Origin of the sequence: Senimuribacter intestinalis, assembly GCF_943192965.1 — a bacterium.
GTDB lineage: Bacteria > Bacillota > Clostridia > Peptostreptococcales > Anaerovoracaceae > Senimuribacter > Senimuribacter intestinalis.
The window spans coordinates 166,432-189,918 of sequence record NZ_CALPCF010000004.1 but is presented as its reverse complement, the minus strand read 5'-3'; the positions used below and the strand labels follow the sequence as shown (position 1 = coordinate 189,918).

General features: G+C 44.0%; 20 protein-coding genes. 6 read left to right on the top strand and 14 right to left on the bottom strand.

Annotated features, from left to right (window positions below):
- Positions 1–201: 201 nt before the first annotated feature.
- On the bottom strand, positions 202–2,226 hold the full coding sequence (locus NFR88_RS05715; protein WP_251614143.1) for a urocanate hydratase: 2,025 nt from the start codon (positions 2,224–2,226) through the stop codon (positions 202–204).
- Positions 2,227–2,241: 15 nt separating this feature from the next.
- On the bottom strand, positions 2,242–3,783 hold the full coding sequence (gene hutH / locus NFR88_RS05710; protein ID WP_251614140.1) for a histidine ammonia-lyase: 1,542 nt from the start codon (positions 3,781–3,783) through the stop codon (positions 2,242–2,244).
- A 424-nt stretch (positions 3,784–4,207) separates the two neighbouring features.
- Here hutH and NFR88_RS05705 point away from each other — a divergent pair, with 424 nt between their 5' ends.
- Together NFR88_RS05705 and NFR88_RS05700 are read left to right on the top strand one after the other, a co-directional pair.
- Positions 4,208–5,731: a L,D-transpeptidase gene (locus NFR88_RS05705; protein WP_251614138.1), complete on the top strand. Its 1,524-nt coding sequence runs from the start codon at positions 4,208–4,210 to the stop codon at positions 5,729–5,731.
- A 91-nt stretch (positions 5,732–5,822) separates the two neighbouring features.
- Positions 5,823–6,413 carry a VanZ family protein gene (locus tag NFR88_RS05700; RefSeq protein WP_161908830.1) on the top strand — a complete coding sequence of 197 codons (591 nt, stop codon included), beginning with the start codon at positions 5,823–5,825 and terminating at the stop codon, positions 6,411–6,413.
- Positions 6,414–6,747: 334 nt separating this feature from the next.
- Here NFR88_RS05700 and ppdK read toward each other — a convergent pair whose 3' ends face one another.
- Complete coding sequence (gene ppdK / locus NFR88_RS05695) at positions 6,748–9,375, bottom strand: pyruvate, phosphate dikinase (protein WP_251614135.1); 2,628 nt, start codon at positions 9,373–9,375, stop codon at positions 6,748–6,750.
- A 275-nt stretch (positions 9,376–9,650) separates the two neighbouring features.
- Here ppdK and NFR88_RS05690 point away from each other — a divergent pair, with 275 nt between their 5' ends.
- On the top strand, positions 9,651–10,667 hold the full coding sequence (locus tag NFR88_RS05690; protein ID WP_251614132.1) for a hypothetical protein: 1,017 nt from the start codon (positions 9,651–9,653) through the stop codon (positions 10,665–10,667).
- A gap of 46 nt (positions 10,668–10,713) precedes the next feature.
- On the opposite strand, the gene hisD is transcribed toward NFR88_RS05690, so the two are convergent.
- The 6 genes from hisD to NFR88_RS05660 all read right to left on the bottom strand — a co-directional run bounded on the left by hisD (position 10,714) and on the right by NFR88_RS05660 (position 15,693).
- Entirely contained in the window at positions 10,714–11,973 is a 1,260-nt protein-coding gene (hisD, locus tag NFR88_RS05685; RefSeq protein ID WP_251614129.1) for a histidinol dehydrogenase, read from the bottom strand.
- Between the two features lie 270 nt (positions 11,974–12,243).
- Positions 12,244–12,477 carry a 30S ribosomal protein S18 gene (gene rpsR / locus NFR88_RS05680; RefSeq protein WP_160201059.1) on the bottom strand — a complete coding sequence of 78 codons (234 nt, stop codon included), beginning with the start codon at positions 12,475–12,477 and terminating at the stop codon, positions 12,244–12,246.
- Positions 12,478–12,495: 18 nt separating this feature from the next.
- On the bottom strand, positions 12,496–12,948 hold the full coding sequence (locus tag NFR88_RS05675; RefSeq protein WP_160201058.1) for a single-stranded DNA-binding protein: 453 nt from the start codon (positions 12,946–12,948) through the stop codon (positions 12,496–12,498).
- A 17-nt stretch (positions 12,949–12,965) separates the two neighbouring features.
- On the bottom strand, positions 12,966–13,253 hold the full coding sequence (gene rpsF / locus NFR88_RS05670; RefSeq protein WP_161908826.1) for a 30S ribosomal protein S6: 288 nt from the start codon (positions 13,251–13,253) through the stop codon (positions 12,966–12,968).
- A 118-nt stretch (positions 13,254–13,371) separates the two neighbouring features.
- Positions 13,372–14,292 (bottom strand): sugar phosphate nucleotidyltransferase, encoded by a 921-nt coding sequence (locus tag NFR88_RS05665; protein WP_251614126.1) that lies wholly within the window; start codon positions 14,290–14,292, stop codon positions 13,372–13,374.
- 462 nt (positions 14,293–14,754) lie between these two features.
- A complete protein-coding gene (locus NFR88_RS05660; protein WP_160201055.1) occupies positions 14,755–15,693 on the bottom strand; it encodes a LysR family transcriptional regulator in 939 nt (312 codons plus the stop codon).
- 163 nt (positions 15,694–15,856) lie between these two features.
- Between NFR88_RS05660 and NFR88_RS05655 the strand changes: the two genes are divergently transcribed.
- The 3 genes from NFR88_RS05655 to NFR88_RS05645 all read left to right on the top strand — a co-directional run bounded on the left by NFR88_RS05655 (position 15,857) and on the right by NFR88_RS05645 (position 19,415).
- Entirely contained in the window at positions 15,857–17,029 is a 1,173-nt protein-coding gene (locus tag NFR88_RS05655) for a M20 metallopeptidase family protein (protein ID WP_251614123.1), read from the top strand.
- A gap of 28 nt (positions 17,030–17,057) precedes the next feature.
- Positions 17,058–18,293, top strand: a complete 1,236-nt coding sequence (locus NFR88_RS05650) for a hypothetical protein (RefSeq protein ID WP_251614120.1) — start codon at positions 17,058–17,060, stop codon at positions 18,291–18,293.
- 573 nt (positions 18,294–18,866) lie between these two features.
- Positions 18,867–19,415, top strand: coding sequence for a ferredoxin domain-containing protein (locus tag NFR88_RS05645; protein ID WP_161908823.1), 549 nt, complete (start codon positions 18,867–18,869; stop codon positions 19,413–19,415).
- Between the two features lie 26 nt (positions 19,416–19,441).
- On the opposite strand, the gene NFR88_RS05640 is transcribed toward NFR88_RS05645, so the two are convergent.
- From NFR88_RS05640 to NFR88_RS05620, 5 genes are all read right to left on the bottom strand, one after another.
- The gene (locus NFR88_RS05640) at positions 19,442–19,672 is read right to left on the bottom strand and encodes a hypothetical protein (protein WP_275557416.1); all 231 of its coding nucleotides are present in this window, start codon (positions 19,670–19,672) and stop codon (positions 19,442–19,444) included.
- Positions 19,673–19,706: 34 nt separating this feature from the next.
- Positions 19,707–20,924, bottom strand: a complete 1,218-nt coding sequence (locus NFR88_RS05635) for a dipeptidase (protein ID WP_251614116.1) — start codon at positions 20,922–20,924, stop codon at positions 19,707–19,709.
- Between the two features lie 576 nt (positions 20,925–21,500).
- Positions 21,501–22,094 (bottom strand): flavin reductase, encoded by a 594-nt coding sequence (locus NFR88_RS05630; protein WP_161908822.1) that lies wholly within the window; start codon positions 22,092–22,094, stop codon positions 21,501–21,503.
- A 26-nt stretch (positions 22,095–22,120) separates the two neighbouring features.
- Positions 22,121–22,285 (bottom strand): rubredoxin, encoded by a 165-nt coding sequence (rd, locus tag NFR88_RS05625; RefSeq protein WP_160201050.1) that lies wholly within the window; start codon positions 22,283–22,285, stop codon positions 22,121–22,123.
- A 14-nt stretch (positions 22,286–22,299) separates the two neighbouring features.
- Complete coding sequence (locus NFR88_RS05620) at positions 22,300–23,466, bottom strand: PucR family transcriptional regulator (protein ID WP_160201049.1); 1,167 nt, start codon at positions 23,464–23,466, stop codon at positions 22,300–22,302.
- Positions 23,467–23,487 lie beyond the last annotated feature (21 nt).

Genomic DNA, 23,487 nt, shown 5'->3' with positions numbered 1-23,487 from the left:
ACTCCCATACTCATAGATTTTGCTGACAGTACTGACAAATTTCTATAATTTTGTCAGGTTTGTCAGGGTTTTCTTTCAAAATGCTGACGAAACTGACAATATTTTTGCTTTTTGTCAGGTTTGTCAGCATACGAAGACATTTCACATGATAAACCAGATTAGCCCACCCAAGGCTGCTCCGATTCTCACGATTATCCCGATTTATTTCACAAACTTATCAACTGTCGCTTCCACCAGTGCATCGTCAGCAAGGAACGGAATGGTGATATGTCCTTTTCCTGCGTAGTTCTTGTTGTATTCGATGGAAGTAGTCAGTGCGTTTTCGTTTCTCGCCCAGTTTCTTCTGGCAACGCCGCCCATGACGTCCCACATCATAGCAGATTTGATAATTTCGTCCACTCTTTCAGAGCCGTCAAGAAGCAGTCCGAAGCCGCCGTTGATGGCTTTTCCGATGCCTACACCGCCGCCATTGTGCAGTGCACAAAGAGACATACCTCTAGCTGCATTTCCTGCAAAGCATTGCACTGCCATGTCTGCCATGACATTGGAGCCATCCTTGATATTGGAAGTCTCTCTGAATGGGGAATCGGTACCGGATACGTCATGGTGATCTCTTCCCATCATAATAGGACCGCACTTGCCTTCGCGCACCAGCTTATTAAATGCTAGCGCAATATCCCTTCTGCCTTCTGCATCCTGATAAAGGATTCTCGCCTGGGTTCCAACGACCAGTTTGTTCTTCTTTGCATCGCGAATCCAAACCCAGTTGTCTCTGTCCTGCGCTCTTCTTTCCGGATTGATGCAGTCCATCGCCGCCTTGTCGGTTGCGTCGAGATCCTCTGGCTTTCCAGACAGGCAAACCCATCTGAACGGACCATAGCCGTAGTCAAAGAGTACCGGTCCCATGATATCCTCTACATAGGAAGGCCAGATAAAGCCGTCTTTGTCGTCGTAACCATTCTTGGAAATTTCCTTGATACCTGCGTCGTACATAGCTTTCATAAAGGAATTGCCGTAGTCAAAGAAATAGGTTCCTTTTTCGGTCAGCGCCTTGATTGCCTTGTAATGTCTGTGGAGTGTCTTGTCAACTTCTTTGCAGAACCTGTCTCGATCCTCATGGAGCAGCTCCGTTCTTTCTTCAAAGGTCATGCCCACCGGGCAGTAGCCGCCGTTATATACGTTGTGACAGCTGGTCTGATCTGACAGCAAATCAATGTGAAAATCCTTTGCGGCAGCAGCTTCCAGGAGGTCTACGATATTACCGTGATAAGCGATGGAAATGCTTTCTTTTGCCGCAATTTTCTCGTTGGCCAGCTTGAAAACCTCGTCGATGTCGTCCATGATAACGTCAACCCAACCTTGCTGATGACGGGTGACAATTCTGGAATAGTCCACTTCCGCAAAAATGCCTACGGCATTTGCAATATTAGCAGCTTTCGGCTGTGCCCCGCTCATGCCGCCAAGCCCTGAGGACACGAAGGTATGACCCTGTAAGTCACCCTGCTCTGCCACACCCAGATATTTTCTGCCTGCATTTAAAATGGTGTTGAATGTACCGTGAACGATACCTTGCGGTCCGATATACATCCAGCCGCCTGCAGTCATCTGTCCGTAGTTGGCAACGCCCATTTCCTCGGCAATTTCCCAATCGTCCAGATTGTCATACATGCCAATCATCATGGAGTTGGTGATAATAACCCTCGGCGCTTCCGGTTTGGACGGGAACAGTCCCAGTGGATGCCCCGATTCTACAACCAGGGTCTGGTCTTCGGTCAACTCTTCCAGGTATTTCTTAATCAGTCTGTACTGCAGCCAATTCTGGCAAACCTGACCAGTTTCGCCGTAAGTAACCAGTTCATATGGGTAAAGAGCAACCTCAAAGTCCAAATTGTTTTCAATCATGACCTGAAACGCTTTTCCTGCCAGGCACTTGCCCTTGTATTCGTGAATCGGCTTTCCGTAAAGTCTGCCCTCCGGTCTGTATCTATACGCATAGATTCTACCGCGGGTTGTCAGCTCTTCCATAAATTCCGGCGCCAGCTTTTCGTGCAGCTCCTCTGGTACATAGCGCAGTGCATTTTTCAGCGCAATCTTTGTCTGCTCCTTGGTCAGTCTGAATCCTCTGTCTGGCGCTCTTCTGATTCCTTCCGCAAAAGCCGGATGATCTGGATAGTCATTTCCCAGTCTAATAGTCATAGCCCCTTCAATGGTCTTGTTATCTAACATGCTTTTCCCCTCCATTTATTTCAAAGTTACTACCTTTTCCACTGCTTCAAGCAGGCTGTTATCCTTCACCATCCGCTCAAATTTTGCAAGCTCATCGTGCATGATTACGTCTTCCTCAATCGGCTCAGAAATGCTTCTGATGTAATCGTAAGCGGCTCTGGTTGCCGGCGCCAGATTATCAATGCTGCTTTCGCCGATTTCCTGTCTCAGCCAGATGCCCTGTGCCGCCGCTGCGATTTCAATACTGAGCACTTTCTGTGCATTGTCGAGCACCATTGCTGCTGTTCTTGCAGAAGTCGTTCCCATAGACACATGGTCTTCCTGATTACCGGAGGACGGAATGGAATCCACACAGGCCGGATGGTCGTAAACTTTGTTCTCGGAAACCATGGAAGCCGCTGCATACTGGGCAATCATAAAGCCGGAGCAAACGCCTCCATGCTTAGTGAGGAAGCCCGGAAGTCCCTCCGAAAGCGCCGGATTAATCAATCTTTCTGCTCTTCTTTCAGAAACATCGGCAAGCTCGGAAATCGCCATCTTCATGAAGTCAAATGCCAGTGCCATTGGCTGACCGTGGAAGTTTCCGCCAGAAATAACCTCGTCTTCATCAGGAAATACGATTGGATTATCCGTTACTGCATTAATCTCTCTGGAAACCGCATCATACACGTACTGCAGCGCGTCTCTGGAAGCCCCGTGAATCTGCGGAATGCAGCGAAGAGAATATGGATCCTGCACCTTAGTCGGCTGTACCCCCATAGCATTCTTGCTGCCATCGAGCAGGGTAAGCAAATTCTCCGCTGTAATTTTCTGCCCCTGATGTCCCCGCACATCCTGCACTTTATGGTCATACGCCTTAGTAATTCCGTGTAGCGCCTCTGCTGTCATGGCAGTGGCAAGATCTGCCACTTTCAAAAGATTCATTGCGTCCCAAAGCACGTTAACACCAACTGCTGTCATCATCTGGGTTCCGTTGTTCAGGGCAAGCCCCTCTTTGGCTGCCAGTTCCACAGGCGTAATGCCTTCTGCCACCATGGCATCCTTTGCGTCAACGATTTCCCCCTTATATTCCACTTTTCCAAGTCCAATCAGACCCAGCGCAATGTGAGAAAGCGGTGCAAGATCGCCCGAAGCGCCCAAAGAGCCTTTCCTTGGAATCACCGGATGAATGCCTGCATTCAGCATATCCAGCATAGTTTGAATGGTGGACAGTCTGATGCCGGAATTTCCCCTCGATAATGCGTTACAGCGCAGCAGCATAGCTGCTCTTACATACTCCCTCGGATAGGGCTCTCCAAAAGTGCAAGTGTGGCTGATAATCAGATTGCGTTGTAAGTCTGTCGTCTCCTCTTTAGAAATCAGCACGTTGGAAAATTTACCAAACCCGGTAGTCAAACCATAAATCACTGCGCCCTCATCCAGCTTTCGCTCGATGTAAGCCCGTGCCTTGTTGACTGCCTCCTTCGCCTGTGGTTCGATTTCAACTTTTTCATTTCCGCGGCATACGCGAATAACCTCTTCTACCGTAAGGTCACGTCCGTTAATCAAAACTGCCATCTTCTCACTCCTATCTTTCATTATAATTATTCTAATTTTAGTATTAATATGCTTTTCTTGACTCCTATTTTTTGTATCCCTATTATACAGTTTTTTTGCTCTGCGCGCTACTCTTTTTTGTCAAAAAGCATTGATTTTTTCAGCTTTTTCTTCATTTTTTATGTAATTATTTTCCAGAAAATGTATATATTTTTTCGCGTTATTCCTTTAAAGTTGTATCCCTTTACTATGTATATTTATTAAATTCAGAATCTTGATTCTTTATTTCCGTTGAAAAATCAGGCATAAAAAAAAGTACTACTGTCCTTTTCCCTTCCGTTCAGAAAAAAAAGAAGAATTCTTGGGAAATTCTTTAGAAAATTTCATATTTATACAGAAAAAAACGTGCTATACTATAGTCACTGATTAAATTGGGAGGCAAAATATGATTAGAGAAAAAAAGGGAATTGGTATTTTGCTCGCCGTGCTTTTTACCATGGCAGTGCTATGCTTTACAGTCTCAGATGCTCACGCTAGCACCTATACAGGCAAATACTGGCTCAAAGTCAACGAACAGCAAAACGTTATAACGGCTTACAAAAAAATTGACGGCAAATGGAAGCCGATTCGCGCCATGCTCTGTTCTACCGGTCTTGGCGGCACTACGCCCAAAGGGACTTTTTACACGCAGGGGAGATGGAACTGGGGTGAACTGATGAACGATGTGTATGGACAGTACTGCACCCACATCACCGATGACATTCTATTCCACTCCGTTTACTATACAGAACGCTTTGACAAGGCTTCGCAGGTCACCAGCCAGTTCAACATGCTGGGGCAGTCCGCATCCCACGGCTGCGTACGCCTTTCCGTCGTCGACGCCAAGTGGATTTATTACACCTGCAAAATCGGCACCAAGGTGACCATTTATCGCAGTGATAACCCGGGTCCGCTGGGAAAGCCTGCACCCATTAAGGTTTACACCGGTCGCTATAAATACTGGGATCCTACAGACCCGGACCCCGCCAATCCGTACTATATTATAGACGCGCCAACCATCAGAGTTTCTTCAAAAAAACCTCTGACGGTGCAATACGGCAAGAAAAATTATGACCCGAAAAGCTACGTCTATGCGGAGGATCCGAATACCTTTATGAACTTAAAGGGTTTCATCAAGGTTTCCAAGGTGGAGCGTTACTCTTCCAAGAAAGGAAAATATGTCAGCGATACTTTTTCCACAAACAAATTGGGAACTTATAAGATCACCTACACCGTCACTGCTCCTTACGGAAAAAGCGCCAGCACCACCGTGAAAATCAAAGTCGTGGACAATTTAAAAGCGCCCGTCATCTCCGGCGCAAAGAGCAGGACCGTCACTTGGGGCGATAAAAACGCTGTAAAAGGTGTCACCGCAAAGCAGGCTTCCGCCATCCGCACCAGTGCCATGAAGGTCTACATCAAAGCGCCCGGCGCAAAGAAATACAAGATCTATTCCTACCGGGACGCAAAGAATTACCGGTTTGCAAAGACCGGCAAATACTCGGTAAAATACATCGTCAAAAATAAATACGCCCCTTATAAAGCGGCGAAAAAGGTCATTACAATCACTTCTAAAAAAGGGGCAGTCAACAATGACCCACAGTTGACGCTGCCGCCGGCGTTTAACGCTGCTCTTGTCGGTACAGACGGCAGTTGCAATACACCTTTAGCCGTACAGCCCCGCATATCGACCGATCTTATCACCGGAATCAGCGCTGTTCATAACGGTAAAGATGTGACATCAAAGCTGAAAATTGCAATTAAAGGTCCTTCTGATGCTGATTTCCAACCAGTGACTGCCGAAGAAGCCGCAGCATGGATTTTCGACTGCGAAGGTGAATATCAAATTAAATACTCGGTGAAAAATGCTTATACCCCTTACCAAACAGTAAGTAAGATTGTGCTGGTGAAAGTTGGAGGCTGCTCTTGAAGCTGCCTCCTTTTTGACTTTTTTCTGTACGTTCCATCCAATATATATTAAAATATTGATATCATATTTTTTAGGAAAGAAAGGCTTTTTTATGAACCTTAAAAAACTTCCAACCATTGCCATAGTCAGTATCGTTCCCGGTTATCTTATGCACTACTACCTATTCTGTGAACTTCTTACTCGATTTGTATCAACCGGCAATCCACTGTATTTTCCTGCCATGTGGTTTTCACTTTTCTTCTGTATCGCATGTTTTTCAGCATTAGGTTACATCGTGCTTTATCACAAAATACCGAGATATTTATATTTTTCGTTAATAGCCCTTTACGCTGTACTTCTTTTTATCACCCTTTTCGGTCGCTCCGCACTCCATGCCGAATATATTTGGAATCCAGCAGACTCTTTTGCGGCATTGGGCGAGCCGGAAATGAAACTGCAAAGTCTATTAAATTTTCTTTGCTTTGTTCCTATGGGCTATTTCTTTAGGAAAATAAAATTCCCACTCATGATTTGCAGCGCCATCTTCCTGTCTTTTGCGTTGGAGCTTTTACAAGCACTTACTGCGCGAGGATTCTTTGACACCTTTGATATTATTCTGTATGTCGCAGGAATCACTGCCGGCTATGGAGTAACAAAACTGCTAAAGCTAGAGTTGTTGGTTGAATCAAAAATGAAATCTTAACCCAAACAGCAAATTCTTTCTAAAAATGTATAAGTCCATCATCTCTCACACTCAAATTTCCTATGAACCGCGCCATATACGCCAAAAATTTGGGGAAATTATTGCATATAACGCAAGTTTTTCGCCCGCAATTTCGAGATAATCCGTTTCACTGACAACACTCTTATACATTTTTATAGCGTTTTCTATAATCTCGGTTAAGAATCGGGGAAGCTCTTATACATATTTTAAGGAAAAATTGTCTATAGGTTAAACACCAAGCCAGTGCACAATGATAAAATAAGAGCCCTAAAGATTCTGTTCTTCAGGACTCTTGCCTATTACCAATTCATATTTATTTTTCAACATCTTTAATTGCTGCCTGCGCTGCCGCAATTCTTGCAATCGGCACGCGGTAAGGGGAGCAGGAAACGTAGTCAAGTCCTGTTCTGTGGCAGAACTCAATACTTCTCGGATCTCCGCCGTGTTCACCGCAAATACCCAATTTAATATTCGGGCGGGTCTGCCTTCCTTTTTCCACTGCCATCTGCACCAGCAAACCTACACCATCCTGATCAATGGTCTGGAACGGGTCATCAGGCAGAATCCCTTTATCCACGTATTCTTTAATCAGCTTTCCTGTATCATCACGGGAGAAACCGAAAGTCATTTGGGTCAGATCGTTAGTTCCAAAGGAGAAAAATTCTGCTTCTTCCGCAATCTCATCTGCTGTCAAAGCAGCTCTAGGCACCTCAATCATCGTGCCGATGTGATACTTCATCTGGCCGCCTGCTTCTTCTCTGCAAGCGTCAGCAGTCTTTACAACAGTCGCTTTTACATCAGCGATTTCTGCCTTGCTTCCTACCAGCGGAATCATGATTTCAGGTACGATATCTACGCCTTTCTCCGCAGAAACTTCAATGGCTGCTTCCATAATAGCACGAGTCTGCATTTCTGCGATTTCCGGATAGGTCACTGCAAGTCTGCAGCCGCGATGTCCCAGCATTGGGTTGAACTCGTGAAGCTCACTGGCTGCCTGCGCCAGCTTTTCATACGGAATGCCGGTATGAGCTGCCAGTTCTCTGGTGTCTTCCTCGGTCTGCGGCAAGAATTCATGAAGCGGCGGATCTAATAGACGAATGGTAACCGGCTTATCCTCCATCACTTCATACATGCCCTTAAAATCAGACTTCTGGAACGGCAGCAGTTTTGCCAAAGCGGCTCTTCTTTCTTCTTCGGTCTCCGCCAAAATCATTTGACGAATTGCCGGAATTCTTTCTTCTTCAAAGAACATATGCTCCGTTCTGCAAAGACCAATTCCCTCTGCGCCAAACGCCAATGCTTGCGCTGCATCTTTCGGATTGTCCGCATTGGTGCGAACCTTTAACTTGCGGATTTCATCTGCCCAACTCATAATCATTCCAAAATCTCCGGAAAGTTCTGGCTGAACAGTTGCAATCTGCCCTCTATATACAGTACCAGTAGATCCGTTTAGAGAAATATAGTCGCCTTCCTCCAAACGATCATCTCCGATTGTCAAAGCTTTACCCGATTCATCTACGATAATTTCAGAGCAGCCTGCAACACAGCATTTGCCCATGCCTCTGGCTACAACTGCCGCATGGCTGGTCATACCGCCTCTGGCAGTCAAAATTCCCTCTGCCGCAACCATACCAGCAAGATCTTCCGGAGAAGTTTCCTGTCTAACAAGAATGGCTTTTTCACCGGACTCTACAGCTGCCTCTGCGTCAGAGGCTGTGAAATAAATTTTTCCCGTCGCTGCGCCAGGTGAAGCAGGAAGACCCTTTGCCAGTACTTCTGCCGTTTTTTCAGCCTTTGTGTCAAAGGTCGGATGCAGCAATTGATCAATCTGCGCGGGGTCAATGCGCTCTACGGCTGTCTCTTTGGCAATCAGCCCTTCATCCACCATATCAACCGCCACCTTGATTGCAGAAACCGCCGTTCTCTTTGCCGCTCTGGTCTGCAGCATAAATAGCTTACCTCTTTCTACAGTAAACTCCATATCCTGCATGTCTTTATAGTGTTTTTCCAGTATCTCTGCGATACGTTCAAAATCTTTATATACTTCAGGGAATGCCTCAGCCATTTCTGCAATTGGTTTCGGGGTGCGGATTCCTGCAACCACATCTTCGCCCTGAGCATTCACAAGAAATTCTCCGTAAAGCTGATTGTTTCCGGTTGCCGGATCTCTGGTGAAGGCTACACCTGTACCGGAGGTGTCTCCCATGTTGCCAAATACCATGGACTGCACGTTGACTGCAGTGCCCAGCTTATCGGAAATTCTGTTGAGCTTTCTGTAAAGAATCGCTCTATCGTTGTTCCAGGAACGGAATACTGCCTTGATTGCCTCCATCAGCTGATCTTTTGGCTCCTGCGGAAAATCTCTGCCCACAGCTTTTTTAACCAGCGCTTTATAGCCAACGATAATTTCCTTCAAATCGTCAGTGGTTAAATCTACGTCAAAGGCTGCGCCTACTTTTTCTTTCTGTCCATCAAAGATAAAATCGAACTCGCTCTTTGGAATTTCCAGCACGACGTCGCCGAACATCTGAATAAAACGGCGATAGCTGTCATAAGCAAAACGATCGTTTTCTGTCAGCTTTGCCAGACTTTCCACAGTTTCGTCGTTGAGACCCAGATTCAGGATCGTATCCATCATGCCGGGCATGGAGAAAACAGAGCCAGAGCGAACGGAAACCAGCAGCGGATTCTCTTTGTCACCGAACTTTTTCTCAGTGACTGCTTCCAGTTCCGCCAGTTTCTCATAAATTTCTTCGATGATATCTTCGCCAATCATCTGATTTTCTTCATAGTACCGCGTGCAGGCTTCAGTCGTCACCGTAAACCCGTAGGGAACTGGCAGCCCAATCCTGGTCATTTCCGCCAGATTTGCGCCTTTACCGCCCAAAAGACTTCTCATGTCCTTGGATCCTTCACTGAATGAATAAACAAATTTTCCCATATGTTTTCCTTTCCCGCGTACTTTCTCTTAATCTCCTCGACGCATTATAAATATTTACCTACATTCTAATCTTTGTATAAAGCAAAGACAATAGATTTCCCAAAAGTTTTTAGAAAAGAAAGAAATTTTAATTTTAACTTTAAAAAGGAAATATTTATTATCCATATATTAACATTTTATCCTTATAAAGGAATTTCTTCTTGCCACTGATTGATTTTTGGAATATAATAGAAATACAGTAATAATATCCCATTAATATAGAACGGAGGAAGTAAATGACAGAGAATAAGCTGTTGACAGCAGCCGAACCTAAGAGAACTTATCAAGACAGTATCTTTCGCATGCTGTTTTCAGAAAAAGAAAATGCCATCGAACTTTTTAATGCACTGGAGGGAACTGACTATGGTCCCGACACCGAAGTGAGGTTTTTGACCTTAGATGACGTCATTTATCACGGCATTAAAAATGACCTTAGCTATGAGATTGCAGTTGCATATCTGGTATTTGGAGAACAGCAGAGTACTATATCTGCTAATATTCCACTCCGTATGCTCCGCTATTTGGCGAATAACATCGCAATACTACTAGACAGTAGAGCGTTTTTCAGACAGGGTCAGGTAAAAATCCCGACACCACGGTTTTTCGTCATCTACACGGGAAGCGAGCCATGGGACGTGGACGAACTGAGATTATCATCCAGCTTCATGGGAGAGCCAAAGGAAAATTCCGTAGAATTAGTAGTAAAAGTCATCAAAGTGGTGTACAATGAAGGAGAAGAAGAGGAAGCGGAGAAAAATCCTGTATTGCAGAAAAGTACTAAGCTGAGAGAATATGGAATGTTCGTTAGGTATGTGAAAGAAGGGCTTTCTGCAGGAAAGGACAGAAAAGAAGCAGTAGGCGCTGCCGTAGAACGCTGCCTCAAGGAAAACATCTTAGTGAATTTTTTAAGAGCTCATAGCGCGGAGGTGGAGAAGATGGCATGGCGGAGCATAACCATGGAGGAATTCATAGAGATTAGAGCAGAAGAAGCTGCGGAGATTGCCGCAGAGAAAGCCACAAAAGAAACCACGGAGAGGGTGACCAGGGAAGTGACCGAAGAAGTCACTAAAGAGGTCACTAAAGAAGTCACTAAAGAAGTCACTAAAAAAACCTTGGAACAGACCACACTCTCCAATATCCAATCTCTAATTAAAAATCTTCACTTAGACCTTGAACAGGTCATGGACTGCTTGGATATCCCCCAAACGGAGAAGCCAAAATATCGTAATTTAATTAACACGATAAATAACTAAAGCAAAACGCTGAGATGAGCCGTACTCTCTCAGCGTTTTATATTTTCTATGCTCTTGCCTCTGCTGCCTTTGCATGACCTTCCAGCCCTTCTCCATATGCCATTCTAGCAACTAGCGGCGCAATTTTCTTCGACGCTTCGAGACTCATGCTCTGGTGCGTACAAGTTTTTAGGAAAGTACCTACCCAGACGCCGCCAGTATAACGTGCTGCTTTTACTGTCGGCAGAGTATGATTGGTTCCCGACGCATAGTCACCAAAGACCTCCGCTGTATTGCCACCGATAAATAAGGAGCCATAATTATACAAATCCTCTATAATCTCATTCGGATTTTCAATATTGACCTCTAAGTGTTCCGGCGCATAATCATTGGATATCGCCACGGCTTCCGCCAATGTATCTACAACTACAACTTCACCGTAGTCGTCCCAGGATTTTTTTGCAATGCCTGAAGTAGAAAGGATTTTCAGTTCTGCCTCTACATCTTCGATGACCTGTTTGCCAAAGGCTTCATCGGTGGTTACCAGAATACCCTTAGCATTGGGATCATGCTCCGCCTGTGCCAAAAGATCGGCAGCGATAGTCTTGCTATCTGCTTTCGCATCTGCAATGACAAGAACTTCACTAGGTCCTGCTACAAAGTCAATTCCAATCTGTCCGTAACACTGGCGCTTTGCTTCTGTTACATAGCGATTGCCTGGTCCTACAATCATGTCCACCGGTTTGATTTCTTCTGTACCGTATGAGAACGCAGAAACAGCCTGCGCCCCGCCTACTGCATAAATTTCATCTGCGCCTGCAAGATCCATAGCAACCAGCGTTTTGTAGTGAATCCTCGAAGTACCTTTTACTGTCGGTGAACATGCTGCAACCCGCTTCACGCCTGCCACTTTTGCAGGTGTAATCAACATCAGCGCAGTGGAGTAAAGAGGATAGCCACCGCCTGGCACATAACAGCAGCAGGATGTAACGGGAATAATTCTGTGCCCCAGATAAATCCCCGGCTGTGGACTGAAATTCTCTAATTCTGTCACAGTTCCTCTCTGTGCCGCTGCAAATTTTTCTATATTAGACTTTGCCATGCGAAGATCTGAGAGTTCCTGCTCTGTTATCTGTTCATAAGCCTCTTCAATTTCCTCTCTGCTGATTCGCAGCATCTGTCTATGGCAGTCATCAAATTTCTCGTTATATTCATGAAGCGCCGTATCACCGCGCTGGCATACATCATCTATAATCGCAGTTACACCATCTCGTAAAGCCCGGTTATCTTCTGCGGTTCTCTCTTTGGATTTCTTCAAAATTTTCATCTTAAATACACCTCTTGTCATTTATTACATTAACATATTAAAGCACCCACCTGTCTGTTGTCAAGAGGATTCACAATAAAACTGTAGTAGCTCCTTCGATTCTACCAACGCCAACTTCGCCGCTTTTTTTCTTTATTTTTGCGTTGCCCCTATGCAAAATTCTCAAAAAAAATCTTTCAAATTGGCGTCATGCAATCTTACTTGTCTTTAACAGGCTTTCTAATATAAAGAAACAGGAGCCTGGTCGGCTCCTGTATGGTTCTTTTTAAATTAGTCTGCAACGTAAGGCAGTAATGCAACGATTCTTGCTCTTTTGATTGCAGTGGTAACTTCTCTCTGATGTACAGCGCAAGTTCCAGTGATTCTCTTAGGCAGGATTTTGCCTCTCTCAGTGATATACTTCTTGAGTTTTTCTGTATCCTTGAAATCGATTACTTCTGTCTTATCAGCGCAGAACTGGCATACTTTCTTTCTTCTCATGCCACCACGTCTTCTATCCATCATGGTTCTTATCTCCTTTCCTTAGAATGGAACGTCTTCATCAATTGCCTGGAATGAATCCGGCATCTCTTCCGGCATGCTGCTGGCAGCCGGCTGATTGTTATAGCCTGAAGAAGCGTTCTGTCTCGGTGCGAAATTACCGCTGCTCTGCGGTCTGTCGCCCCACTCTAAAAATTCTACTCTGTCTGCCACAACATCGGTTGTGTAAACAGTGACGCCGTCCTTGTTCTGATAGCTTCCGGTCTGGATTCTACCCTGAACGCCGACTAATCTGCCCTTTGCCAGATACTTCTCGCAGTTCTCTGCCTGTTTGCCGAAAACGGTCACGCGAGGAAAATCTGTCTGCTTCTCTCCGCCTGCTCTTACAGGTCTGTCAATAGCAACGGTAAAGGTTGCAACTGCCATCTGTGTGCTTGCAGTATATCTGACTTCCGGGTCACGGGTAAGTCTTCCGATTAGAACTACACTATTCATTAACTACACCCCATTCCTTATTTTGCGTCTTTGTTGATGATGATGTGTCTCATTACATCGTCGGAAATTCTCAGTCTTCTGTCAAGTTCCTTAGGTAATTCTGTGCTTGCTGCGAATTCGATTACAACGTAGTAGCCTTCGTTCTTCTTCTGAATCGGATAAGCAAGCTTTCTCATGCCCCAAGTGTCTACTTTCTGAACTTCTCCGTCAGCTGCAATGATACCCTGTACCTTCTCAACTGTAGCTTCCTTCTTAGCATCTTCTAAAGTAGGATCGATAATGAACATAACTTCATAATTTGTCATTGGTTTCACCTCCCTATGGACTAAATGGCGTAAGCCCCATGCCTACGCAGAGATTTTGCACAAAATCGTGCCTTATTATTATACCCGCAAAGCAGCGGCCTTGCAAGTCTTTTTTGCATTATTTCCAAAGCTTTTCCGGGTACAGCCCCTTATCCTTCATGGACTGCAGCGCATCAACTACGCTCTGCTTATCTTCTTTGTATGTGACGCCATACCACTTGTCATGGGAGTGAAGCACCTTTACGGTCGCCTTATCCTCTTTAATTAGCTGATCCACAACCCCCGGCAGGAAATATTCTCCTTTAAGAGGATTCTCGACCAGCGCTTTATCCAAAAATGCCGGAAAACGTTCCTCCATTTCACGGACAAAGGACTCTGTAAAACCCCAGAAATTCATAGAAACGGTGGTTCCTTCTTCCAAAGCCTGCCAGGTTACTCCATCGTCCTCTGTAAAGGCAATGCCACCGTCACGATACATAATCTTTGTACGTTCCACGATATCCAAAAGCTGTCCATTTTCACCCACTTTGCAGACGCCGCGAGCTACATGACCGTTTTCGGTCAAAGTTTTCTCCAGATTATAGCCAACCATGCAGTAACGATATTTTCCGTCATCCTTCGCCTGGTCCAGATAGTCGTAGATGATCTGAAATGCACCTGGTCCGTAGTAATCGTCTGCGTTGATAACCGCAAAAGGTCCGTCAATGAGTTTGCGTGCACTGAGCACCGCATGACAAGTTCCCCACGGTTTCACACGCTCTGCAGGAACCTGATACCCCTGCGGAATATCTGTAAGCTCCTGAAAAGCATACTCCACCTTCATGTATTTTCCTGCGCGCTGATCGATCAGTCTGCGGAAATCTTCTTCATTTTCTTTTTTAATGATAAAAATCACCTTCTCAAAGCCCGCCATCATGGCATCGTAAAGAGAAAAATCTAAAATGATTTCTCCTCTGTCGCTGATTGGATCTATCTGCTTAAGTCCTCCGTACCTGCTGCCCATGCCTGCAGCCATAATAACCAGTACTGGTTTGTTCATACCGTGCCTCCTTTATTTTTGGTGAAACATCAAGTTTTTTGATAGAAAAAACTTCTTCCTTGTCAAAATTTTTTAATCAAATCTATCTTAATTAAACGATTCAATGCAACCGAAGCCTCAGCTGTTATTCATTCTGCTTCGCTAACCTAAGAACATTATACCAAATATCCTGCGATTCACAAGTGCAAAGAACAGCGAACTTTACTGCTCGTTCGCCTCTGTGCATATATCCATCAAAACAGCCAAAATATGCACAAATCCTCGAGCAAATGTGCATATTTTTGATAGTTTTTCTCCTGAAATGCATTTTTTCCTATAAAAAACTATCAAACAGCAGTTTTACTATCGCCTTACAGCTCAGAATGTGCATATATAACGTAAAAACCCCGAAAATATGCAGACCGATGTGCATATTTTCGGGGTTTTCTTTAAAAATATGTATTTTTTCAGTGCTCTCCCCGTCTAATACAAAATATCGTTATTTTTAATCTTAATTTTCTTCGTTTCGTTCAAACTATGAGTTTCATTTACCACGTAATCTACAAAAGCTCTGTAAATTCCCCTCGGTTCTTTGTCCTGCAAATATACCAGATAAGTATTATATTTAACTGGAACTTCAAGAGGAATGGCTGTGATTTTGTCATTAACAATCTGTGCAGCTGTGGATTCTGTAGCAAAGGTAATACCCTCGCCGCTGGAAAGCATATTGATAAGCAAATCTCTATCAAATGTGTTTTCGAGGACGACCTGAAATTCAGCATTTCTATCCGCATATATCTTGTGAAAATCATCGTAAAGATTTGTCGTTTTCTCCCCTACAAGTACCGGTAAGTTTGACAGATCTTCCGCCGAAATGGCATGATGCGCCGCAATTGGATTATTCCGATTGATAATCACCAGTAAATCCTCTTCAATTAGCGGAATGTAGGTCAAGTAGTCAACCTTATCCTCCGGTCTCAGCTTGACAAGGGCGAAGTCCAAAGCCCCTTTTTTGAGGTCAGTATAGGCACAGTAATTATCAGAAATTCTTATGGTGCCGACAACATTGGTGCTTGATTTATAAAAATCTTTTACGATTGTAGATACCCCAACGGTCCATGAAAACGGAAAAACAGCGACATTAATTACCGCTTTTTCTGACTCCTCATTGCCATTGAATTCCTTCATAAGCACATCGATAGCATCCACAACCCCTCTTGCATATTTGCAAAATCGCTCTCCATCTACAGTTAAATAAATATTGTGATGATCCCTTACAAAAAGGGCCGTGTTCAGTTCAGACTCAAGTGCACTGATTTGCTGTGAAATATTGGACTGTGTGACATACAGAGCCTGCGCGGCTTTTGTGAAGTTTTTCTGCTTTGCAACCTCTAACACGTAATAAATCTGTCTAATTTCCATAGTCGTATCTCCCCTTAGTTCAAGTCACAAATATAGCTGTCATTACTTTCACTAATGATGTCCATTATAACCTTTAATTTCCTTTTCATCAATAAAAATATTACAATTTATTATGAAAAATCTCTAAATTAAAATTCAAAACTGAAGAAGGAGGGATATCGCCTTGATTATACCAGAAAAAATCAGTGAAATTCTGGAAGATGTTATCACAATAAGACGGGAAATTCATAGAAACCCAGAGATTGGATTTGAACTGCCCAAAACCTCAGCTCTGGTAAAAAAAGAACTTTCAGCCTACGGTGTCGATGAAATTATCTGCGCCGGCAAGTCTTCCGTCGTAGGCACGATAAGAGGTAAAAAAGGACCCGGAAAATGTATCGGTCTGCGATGTGATATGGACGCACTTCCGGTTTTAGAAGAAACAGGTCTTTCATTTTGCAGCCTGACCCCCGGCGCTATGCATGCCTGCGGCCATGATTTACATACTGCAATGATGCTAGGAATTGCAAGAACCCTGTGCGATATGAGAGATAAGTTTTCTGGCACGGTAAAGGTTATCTTTGAAGCAGGTGAAGAAACGCAGCCCGGCGGCGCTATTGGAATCATCGAGTCAGGTGCAGTAGACGATGTTGACGCTTTTTTCGCAACCCATGTCATTCCAAGCGATGACAACGTTGGACTGATAGGAATTAGAAAAGGCGCCGTGACAACCTCCGCCGACGAAGTAAAAATCAAAATTCACGGAAAAAGCAGTCACGGTTCACAACCGCAAAATGCAAACGACGCAATTTTAGCCGCAACGCAGATTAACCTTTTGTTGCAGCAGATTCAAGCGAGAAATATCAGCCCATTGGACACCTGCATATTGTCCATGAACCTGATTCAAGGGGGCGCGGCAATCAATATCATTGCCGACTATTGTTACATGGAAGGTGCACTTCGCGCTTATACCCAAGAAGCCCGCACCATCGCAACAGAAAAAATTCGCGAAATCTGCAAAGGTATAGAAACCCTTTCCGGCTGCAAAATAGACGCCAACATCAGCTTGGGCTATGACGCCTGCTACAACGATGAAGACCTCGTCGACCTAATCACAGGCACTCTAGGTGAGGAAAATTACTACATCCTCAAAGAGCCTATGTCCTTTAGCGAAGACTACAGCTTTTTCGGAACAAAGACCGGAAAGCCATCTGTACTTATGTTTCTAAATGCAGGGCATGCACCGGGAATGAAAGTCTCCGTACTCCATCGCTCAGACTGCACCTTTGATGAAGATGCAATGAAATATGGAATGGTGGCAATCGTTAACAGCGCACTTGCATTTCTGAAAGAATAAATTTAAATTGTAAAGGAAAGGAGTTATTATGGTACTTTATAATGCTTTCTTGGCGGTAGTAATCGTTGGTATCGCCTACGTTATCGGTGAATGGGTATCCACAATCACACGTGCATGGGTCCCTTCCGTACTGGTAACCGCAATCATCTTTTTAATCGGTTTTTGGACTGTAATTCCTAAGACAGTATCCGAAGATTCGGGACTTTCTTCCTTCGCTGGCACAATTGGCGTACTCATGTTCATCACCCACATCGGTACGGTCATCAGTCTAAAACAGCTGGTCGAACAGTGGAAAACCGTAGTCGTCTGTCTGGTCGGTCTTGTCGGTATGGTCGCACTATGCTGGTTCATCTGTCCAATCATCATGGACAAAAACCTTGTTATTGCAGGACTTCCGCCTCTAACCGGAGGTATCGTTGCTGCACTGACCATGCAGGGCGCTGCCGAAGCTGCAGGATTAAAAGAAGCCGCAGTATTTGCAATCGCAATGTACAGTGTGCAGGGACTCGCAGGATATCCTATCACCGCTTTATGCCTGCACTCAGAAGGCAGAAAGCTTCTGAAAGAGTGGCGTTCCGGTGATTTGAACCTTTCACAGAAAGAAATTGACAAAATGAAAACTGTCGGTCTTACTACCATCGCAGATGACAGCGGGACTAAGAAATTAATCCCACCACTTCCAGACAAATTTAACACTCCAGTTTTCATCATCGTAAAACTGGCTCTCAGCGTGTGGCTTTCCAGTATTGTCGGACAGCTGATTCCACAGATTCCTACAATTGTGTGGTGTCTGATTATTTCAGTCATTTTGACAAGAATTGGCTTCCTTGATACCAGTTCAATGACAAGAGCAAATACATACACAATCTTCATGTTTGCAGCTATGTTAAGCGTATTCTCCGGTCTTGCTGACTGCACGCCAAGCATGCTGAAGGCCCTGATTGTTCCAATGCTGATTATGATTGTAATCGGTGTTGCCGGTATGGCGCTGGCTGCTTTCATCATTGCAAAGCTGTTCCACATGGACTTCCAGCTTGCCTTTGCAAATGGTCTTACCGCTTTATACGGCTTCCCTTGTGATGCAATTATCACAAAAAACACTTGCAACTCACTGACTGATGACCCGGACGAACGCGGATATCTGATGAGTAAAATGTTCCCATCCATGGTCGTCGGCGGATTTGTAACAGTTACAATCACATCTGTTATCTTTGCAGGCTACTTTGCAACCTTGCTGGGCGGCGGTGGAATTACAATTTCATAGGTAAAAGGGGAGCTGCCTGCTGATGCATGCAGCTCCTTTGTTATACATGCAGCATTGCCACGCACACACCGCAGACTGCAGAAGGCGCAGCACCCTGCCCGCGCCATGGTCAGTGCGGACGTGACCGAGCCTGTTTGCTGAAATCAAGAAAATGTTTGTCGATTCGCAAACAAGCCGGCAAGAAGAAAAAGTTGCGAGTATTAGATTTTAGTACCTATTCCGTTTTTTTGCAAAAAAGGTATCAAAACTTAGAAGTTACTTTATACTAACTAAAAGGTTTTGAGCAAATTAAACGAAATAGAAATGGAATTCTTCGTTCTTTTTCGTTTTCTAAGCAGATATTTTCATAAAAACTTGCCATATTATTAAAGTAATTTCCTCAATTTCCATATAATAGATATCATGATTTAAAGAGTTTGATACCTTTTTTACAAAAAACACTTAAAAGTACTAATGACATGCTTCATGCGCCTTTCATGCGTTTTCCGTACCAATTTCCTTGTTGCCCTTGTTAAAAGATGTCCGGTCAGCTATAATATTATCATAAATGGGAAAACAAGGGAGGAACTCACTATGATAAAAGCCATGGAAGCAGCGGAAAGAGATGCTGCGCTAAAAGTTGCCGATTTGATGGCTGCAGCTGCAAGGACCGCACCTAAAGCCAGTGGAAAAGATAAAATCATCACATTCATTCTTACAGGTGATGAAAAGCAAACCCTTGCTGAAGAAATGCGCAAAGTCGCCGCCCAGCGAGGCGAAGAATTTATCGAAAGAGACTCCTATAACGTGGAAGATAGCCACTGTGTAGTTCTAATCGGCGCTGTGTCTAATCCCTTTGGACTAAGTGACTGCAAGATGTGCGGTTTTGAAAACTGTGCAGAGATGAAAAAGGCAGGCGCCAACTGCGCATTCAACATCACTGACCTGGGCATTGCCGTAGGTTCTGCAGTCTCCGTGGCGGCGGACCACAGAATCGACAATAGAGTCATGTACTCAGCAGGCGCTGGCGCTCTTAGGATGGGAATTTTCCCAAAAGACGTGCGGGTCTGCTATGGCATTCCGCTGTACACCGGCGCTAAAAGTATTTTCTTCGACCGGGGAGCTGGCGCTGTGCTGCTGTAATCTCACATGCAGAAGCGCCAGAAGTATTAATCTGTCTGCTCAAATAATTTCAGCATAATATCACAATAATTCTGGGCGCTTTCTGTCATGATATAATCCGCTCGTTTCAGCGCCAGCGCCTGTTCTGTTGCACCGCTTCCAAGAATGATCCTTGCCGGATCCCCCGGTGCAAAGTCCATAATAGCAAAGACAAGGAAAGTCGCCCCAATCAATACTGGAATTGCAAGCAGCAGGCGTTTTATCACATACTTATACATACCTATTTCCTTTCTGCTTTCTGAGGTTCCCTGCTTACACCCATACCTCTTCTAAAACTCTCAGCGTATTTCCGCCAATTACTTTGGCAATCTCTTCTTCACTGTAACCTCTGCGGATTAACTCACGTAAAATATTCCAGGAAGCCTCTGTCGGATTTTCAAGATATGCCACATACGGCACCTCATCATACGGTACACCTGGATCTGAGTCATACTTAGTAGAAAACAGCTCGTCAAAGGCATGATGCATACCAACATGGTTCCCGTAAAGTGTATCCGGTCCGAAGCTGATATGATCAATACCTACTAAATCTTTAATATACTCAAAATGCTCCATCACCGTTTCCAGAGAATGGGTCATGCTCTGATAGGACATGGTCGTGTGCGGAGATGCCTCCACCCCGATTACACCGCCGTGCTTTGCAATCTCGATGATGGTTTCATCTGGAAACATTCGCTTGATGTTCCAAACTTTCTGCGCACCAAGATGGCTTGCAATCAATGGTTTTTTTGAGTATGCCGCCACGTCGTAGGCGATTTTCGGTCCGCAGTGAGAAACGTCGATGAGCATACCGATTTTGTTCATCCGTTCCACACAGGCTTTTCCAAAGACAGTAAGACCGCCGTCTACTTCCTCTTTTAAACCGCATCCCAGTGCATTAGCCTCAGAATAGGTAACCCCCAGCTGACGGACACCCAAACCGTAAAGTACGTCAATTCTGTCGATTTCATTTTCAATCGGTGCCGCGCCCTCTACCACAGGCACCCAGGCAATCTTGCCTTCCTTCTTGGCATCGTAAATATCCTGCACTCTTTTGCACTGTACCAGAAAGTCCTGATGCGCAATGTCTGCAAGATGCATCGCCAAATCATGAATTACATCGTTCCACTTCCAACCTGCCATAGAAGACATCAGACAAGTTCCATCTGCCAGATTGTCAAAGACGCAGTCCAGATTAGAATACGCAAGCGCCTCATACGCAATCATTTGCCGTCCACAGCGATATGCATCCATAAATTTACTCGGATGTGACATATCCTCCGGATGATAACACGGATGCTCATGCAGAGAAATCATAACATGCCGATCTAAAATTTCGCGATACATTGCCTCCTGCTCGTCGTCCAATTCTACAACGTTCCTTCCTGCCCAGTCCCATTTCGGCCAAGCCAGTTTCGGATAATCAACACCTTCCTCTAAAAAAGAAAAGGCACGGTATCCTTTGTAGCCTCTTTTCATTTTTAATTCCATTGATGCACCTCCTCAGAATTTTTTCTTCATACTGCATGATTTTAATACTTTACTACATTTTACCATTGCTTTTTTGTATGCTGGTAGTTCAAAAAATAATAGGGGGTATTGCGTCTTTAGCAATACCCCACTGTATTTCTTTACGGTCTATGTAATCCTCTATGCGCCTGATTCCGTTGATAAGATAGGAACTCTGTTTCAAACTGCAGGCAATCATCATCATAGAAAAAACGCAGCTATCTTTATATGTACAAAAGATAGCTGCGCTCGCCATATCTATTCTATTTTATAAAACTCATATCTCGCTACAAAAAAGACGTTTGGGAATCGTCTCTGAAATTTTGATTTTATAGGATTAATTAAGTATAGGATTTTATTTTTAGGACTTTTTATGGGTAGAAACTTTTCCCAAACAGTTCTTTTCCTCTATGTTACTATTCTAGCAGAAAATAGTCCCCTTGTCTTTGTAATATTTTATAATTTTTTATAAATTTATTTGTCTTATAGATAAAAAAGAGACTCTTATCAAATACTTTTTTGTAAGAATCTCCCATTTTAATCAAAATATTTTCCTAATCAGCCGATGGGTTCAAAATCCTCTGCGCCGTGCTTGCACAGCGGACAAATATAATCTGGAGGTAATTCTTCCCCTTCATATACATACCCGCATATCTTGCAGACATAGCCTTTTACTTTCGGCTTGCTGTCCGGCGCTGGTTTGATGTGATCGAAATAATACTGATAGGTTGCTGAAGGTACATCGGAAAGTACTTTCTCTTCGGTCACTTCACCGATAAACATCAGATGAGTGCCCAAATCTACAGTCTTGTTTACTTTAACGGAAATCACAGCATTCGTCCCTCCGGTAATATACAAAAGACCGTTTTCGCTTCTTTCTGCGTCAGCATAACCGCTGCACTTATCCGTATCCTTTCCGCTGCTAAATCCAAAATGCTTAAACACTTCAAATTTCGCCGCCTCGCTGAGAATAGATATATTAAATACGCCAGTTCTTTCAATCATACCACAGGTATAATTTGCTTTATTGACGCAGATAGACAGCTGTTTCGGTGAATCAGTCACCTGCATTGCCGTATTGATGATACAGCCATTGTCTTTGTCTCCTTCTTTTGCAGTTAGGACGAAGAGTCCATAACTGAGTTTAAACATTGCACTCACTGCGTTCACCTTTTCCCTTATTCCGCTTTTTCCTCAAACACATCTTTGCCAAGTCCGCACAAAGGACACACCCAATCTTCTGGAATATCTTCAAATGCAGTACCCGGCTCGATTCCATTGTCCGGATCACCTACTGCAGGATCATACTCATATCCACATGCTCCACATACATACTTTTTCATAACATCGTCCTCCTTTAATCTTGATTGATTAATAAATAAATTTTGATGGCTGCTGCCAGATTCTGATAGAACTCCTTTTCATTACTTTCAGAATCCAGTTTTTCCTGAAGTTTTCCGATTCTGTACCGGATGGTATTCTTGTGACAATACAGCCTTTCTGCTGTCTCTATTGTGTCACCTTTTGCTAGAATATATTCGACTGCCGTACGAAACAATTCTCCATCCTTATCTTCTTCTTCAAAAAGCGGCGCCAGATAATCTTCCATATATGCTGCCATTGATTTGGTATGCATGCCAGGAATAATTAATCTGTATATACCCGTTTTTTCATAATACTTAACAGGAACTTTTTCAATTTCTGCAATTTTTTCTGTCCAGAAAGCCTGTCGCACTGCTTTATCAATATTTTCGCCTGTTGGCACAACCGCACTGACTCCCACAGTCATTTCCCTGCCAATCAGACCATATGCGATTAGCACATCATCAAACTGGGCTTTAAATCTGGACGGATTCTCCTCATCCTGAGAAAGTATTACAAAGAATCGATTCCCCAATTTCCCAATAAAGGTCTTGCTGCGCAATTTCTGATCAGGCTTTGCTCGTTTGATCATATCTGAAATCTGCGTCCCTGCGATTTCCTTTATCTTCACGCAAAGAACCAGCCTGACAGGTCTCAGCTGTGAGCTCATTTTCTCCTGGGCACACTCTGCTTCTTCCGCAGAAAATTCCCGCAGCAGCATATCAGAAAAAAGGGCTTCCGCCTGCAAAACGATATCATCTCGTTCCACCAGATTTTTTACGCTAAAAATAATATCTTCAAAATATTCGTCATGCGAAAATTCTAAAATGGGAAAATTACGCTCATCAGCATAGGCCAGTGCTTCTGCAGGAAGCTCTTTGAAAAATACCGGTTTATAGGCAAGTACCTGCACATTCTGCGAAATCAGTTTTTTTATAGTCACAAGCACCAGCGCCGGATCATCTTTGGCAAAAAGCAGACTGGAAAGCACCAAACTGTTGCCTTCAAAACTGTTGGCTCTGTACTCTTCTCCCTCCTGCATAAATTCAAAATCCAAAATTTCCGTCGCCGTAACGGCTCTATTTAAACCCTTTTCGCCTGCCACGATTTTAAAATTCTGCATGATTTCTAAATTCAGCAAGTCTTTGATTGTAACAGCCATAGGAACTCCTTTATCCTCTGT

Bases quoted from the DNA above. Each gene is read 5' to 3' on its own strand.
- NFR88_RS05715 (WP_251614143.1), bottom strand. From the start codon at position 2,226: ATGTTAGATAACAAGACCATTGAAGGGGCTATGACTATTAGACTGGGA.
- hutH (WP_251614140.1), bottom strand. From the start codon at position 3,783: ATGGCAGTTTTGATTAACGGACGTGACCTTACGGTAGAAGAGGTTATT.
- NFR88_RS05705 (WP_251614138.1), top strand. From the start codon at position 4,208: ATGATTAGAGAAAAAAAGGGAATTGGTATTTTGCTCGCCGTGCTTTTT.
- NFR88_RS05700 (WP_161908830.1), top strand. From the start codon at position 5,823: ATGAACCTTAAAAAACTTCCAACCATTGCCATAGTCAGTATCGTTCCC.
- ppdK (WP_251614135.1), bottom strand. From the start codon at position 9,375: ATGGGAAAATTTGTTTATTCATTCAGTGAAGGATCCAAGGACATGAGA.
- NFR88_RS05690 (WP_251614132.1), top strand. From the start codon at position 9,651: ATGACAGAGAATAAGCTGTTGACAGCAGCCGAACCTAAGAGAACTTAT.
- hisD (WP_251614129.1), bottom strand. From the start codon at position 11,973: ATGAAAATTTTGAAGAAATCCAAAGAGAGAACCGCAGAAGATAACCGG.
- rpsR (WP_160201059.1), bottom strand. From the start codon at position 12,477: ATGATGGATAGAAGACGTGGTGGCATGAGAAGAAAGAAAGTATGCCAG.
- NFR88_RS05675 (WP_160201058.1), bottom strand. From the start codon at position 12,948: ATGAATAGTGTAGTTCTAATCGGAAGACTTACCCGTGACCCGGAAGTC.
- rpsF (WP_161908826.1), bottom strand. From the start codon at position 13,253: ATGACAAATTATGAAGTTATGTTCATTATCGATCCTACTTTAGAAGAT.
- NFR88_RS05665 (WP_251614126.1), bottom strand. From the start codon at position 14,292: ATGAACAAACCAGTACTGGTTATTATGGCTGCAGGCATGGGCAGCAGG.
- NFR88_RS05660 (WP_160201055.1), bottom strand. From the start codon at position 15,693: ATGGAAATTAGACAGATTTATTACGTGTTAGAGGTTGCAAAGCAGAAA.
- NFR88_RS05650 (WP_251614120.1), top strand. From the start codon at position 17,058: ATGGTACTTTATAATGCTTTCTTGGCGGTAGTAATCGTTGGTATCGCC.
- NFR88_RS05645 (WP_161908823.1), top strand. From the start codon at position 18,867: ATGATAAAAGCCATGGAAGCAGCGGAAAGAGATGCTGCGCTAAAAGTT.
- NFR88_RS05640 (WP_275557416.1), bottom strand. From the start codon at position 19,672: ATGTATAAGTATGTGATAAAACGCCTGCTGCTTGCAATTCCAGTATTG.
- NFR88_RS05635 (WP_251614116.1), bottom strand. From the start codon at position 20,924: ATGGAATTAAAAATGAAAAGAGGCTACAAAGGATACCGTGCCTTTTCT.
- NFR88_RS05630 (WP_161908822.1), bottom strand. From the start codon at position 22,094: ATGTTTAAACTCAGTTATGGACTCTTCGTCCTAACTGCAAAAGAAGGA.
- rd (WP_160201050.1), bottom strand. From the start codon at position 22,285: ATGAAAAAGTATGTATGTGGAGCATGTGGATATGAGTATGATCCTGCA.
- NFR88_RS05620 (WP_160201049.1), bottom strand. From the start codon at position 23,466: ATGGCTGTTACAATCAAAGACTTGCTGAATTTAGAAATCATGCAGAAT.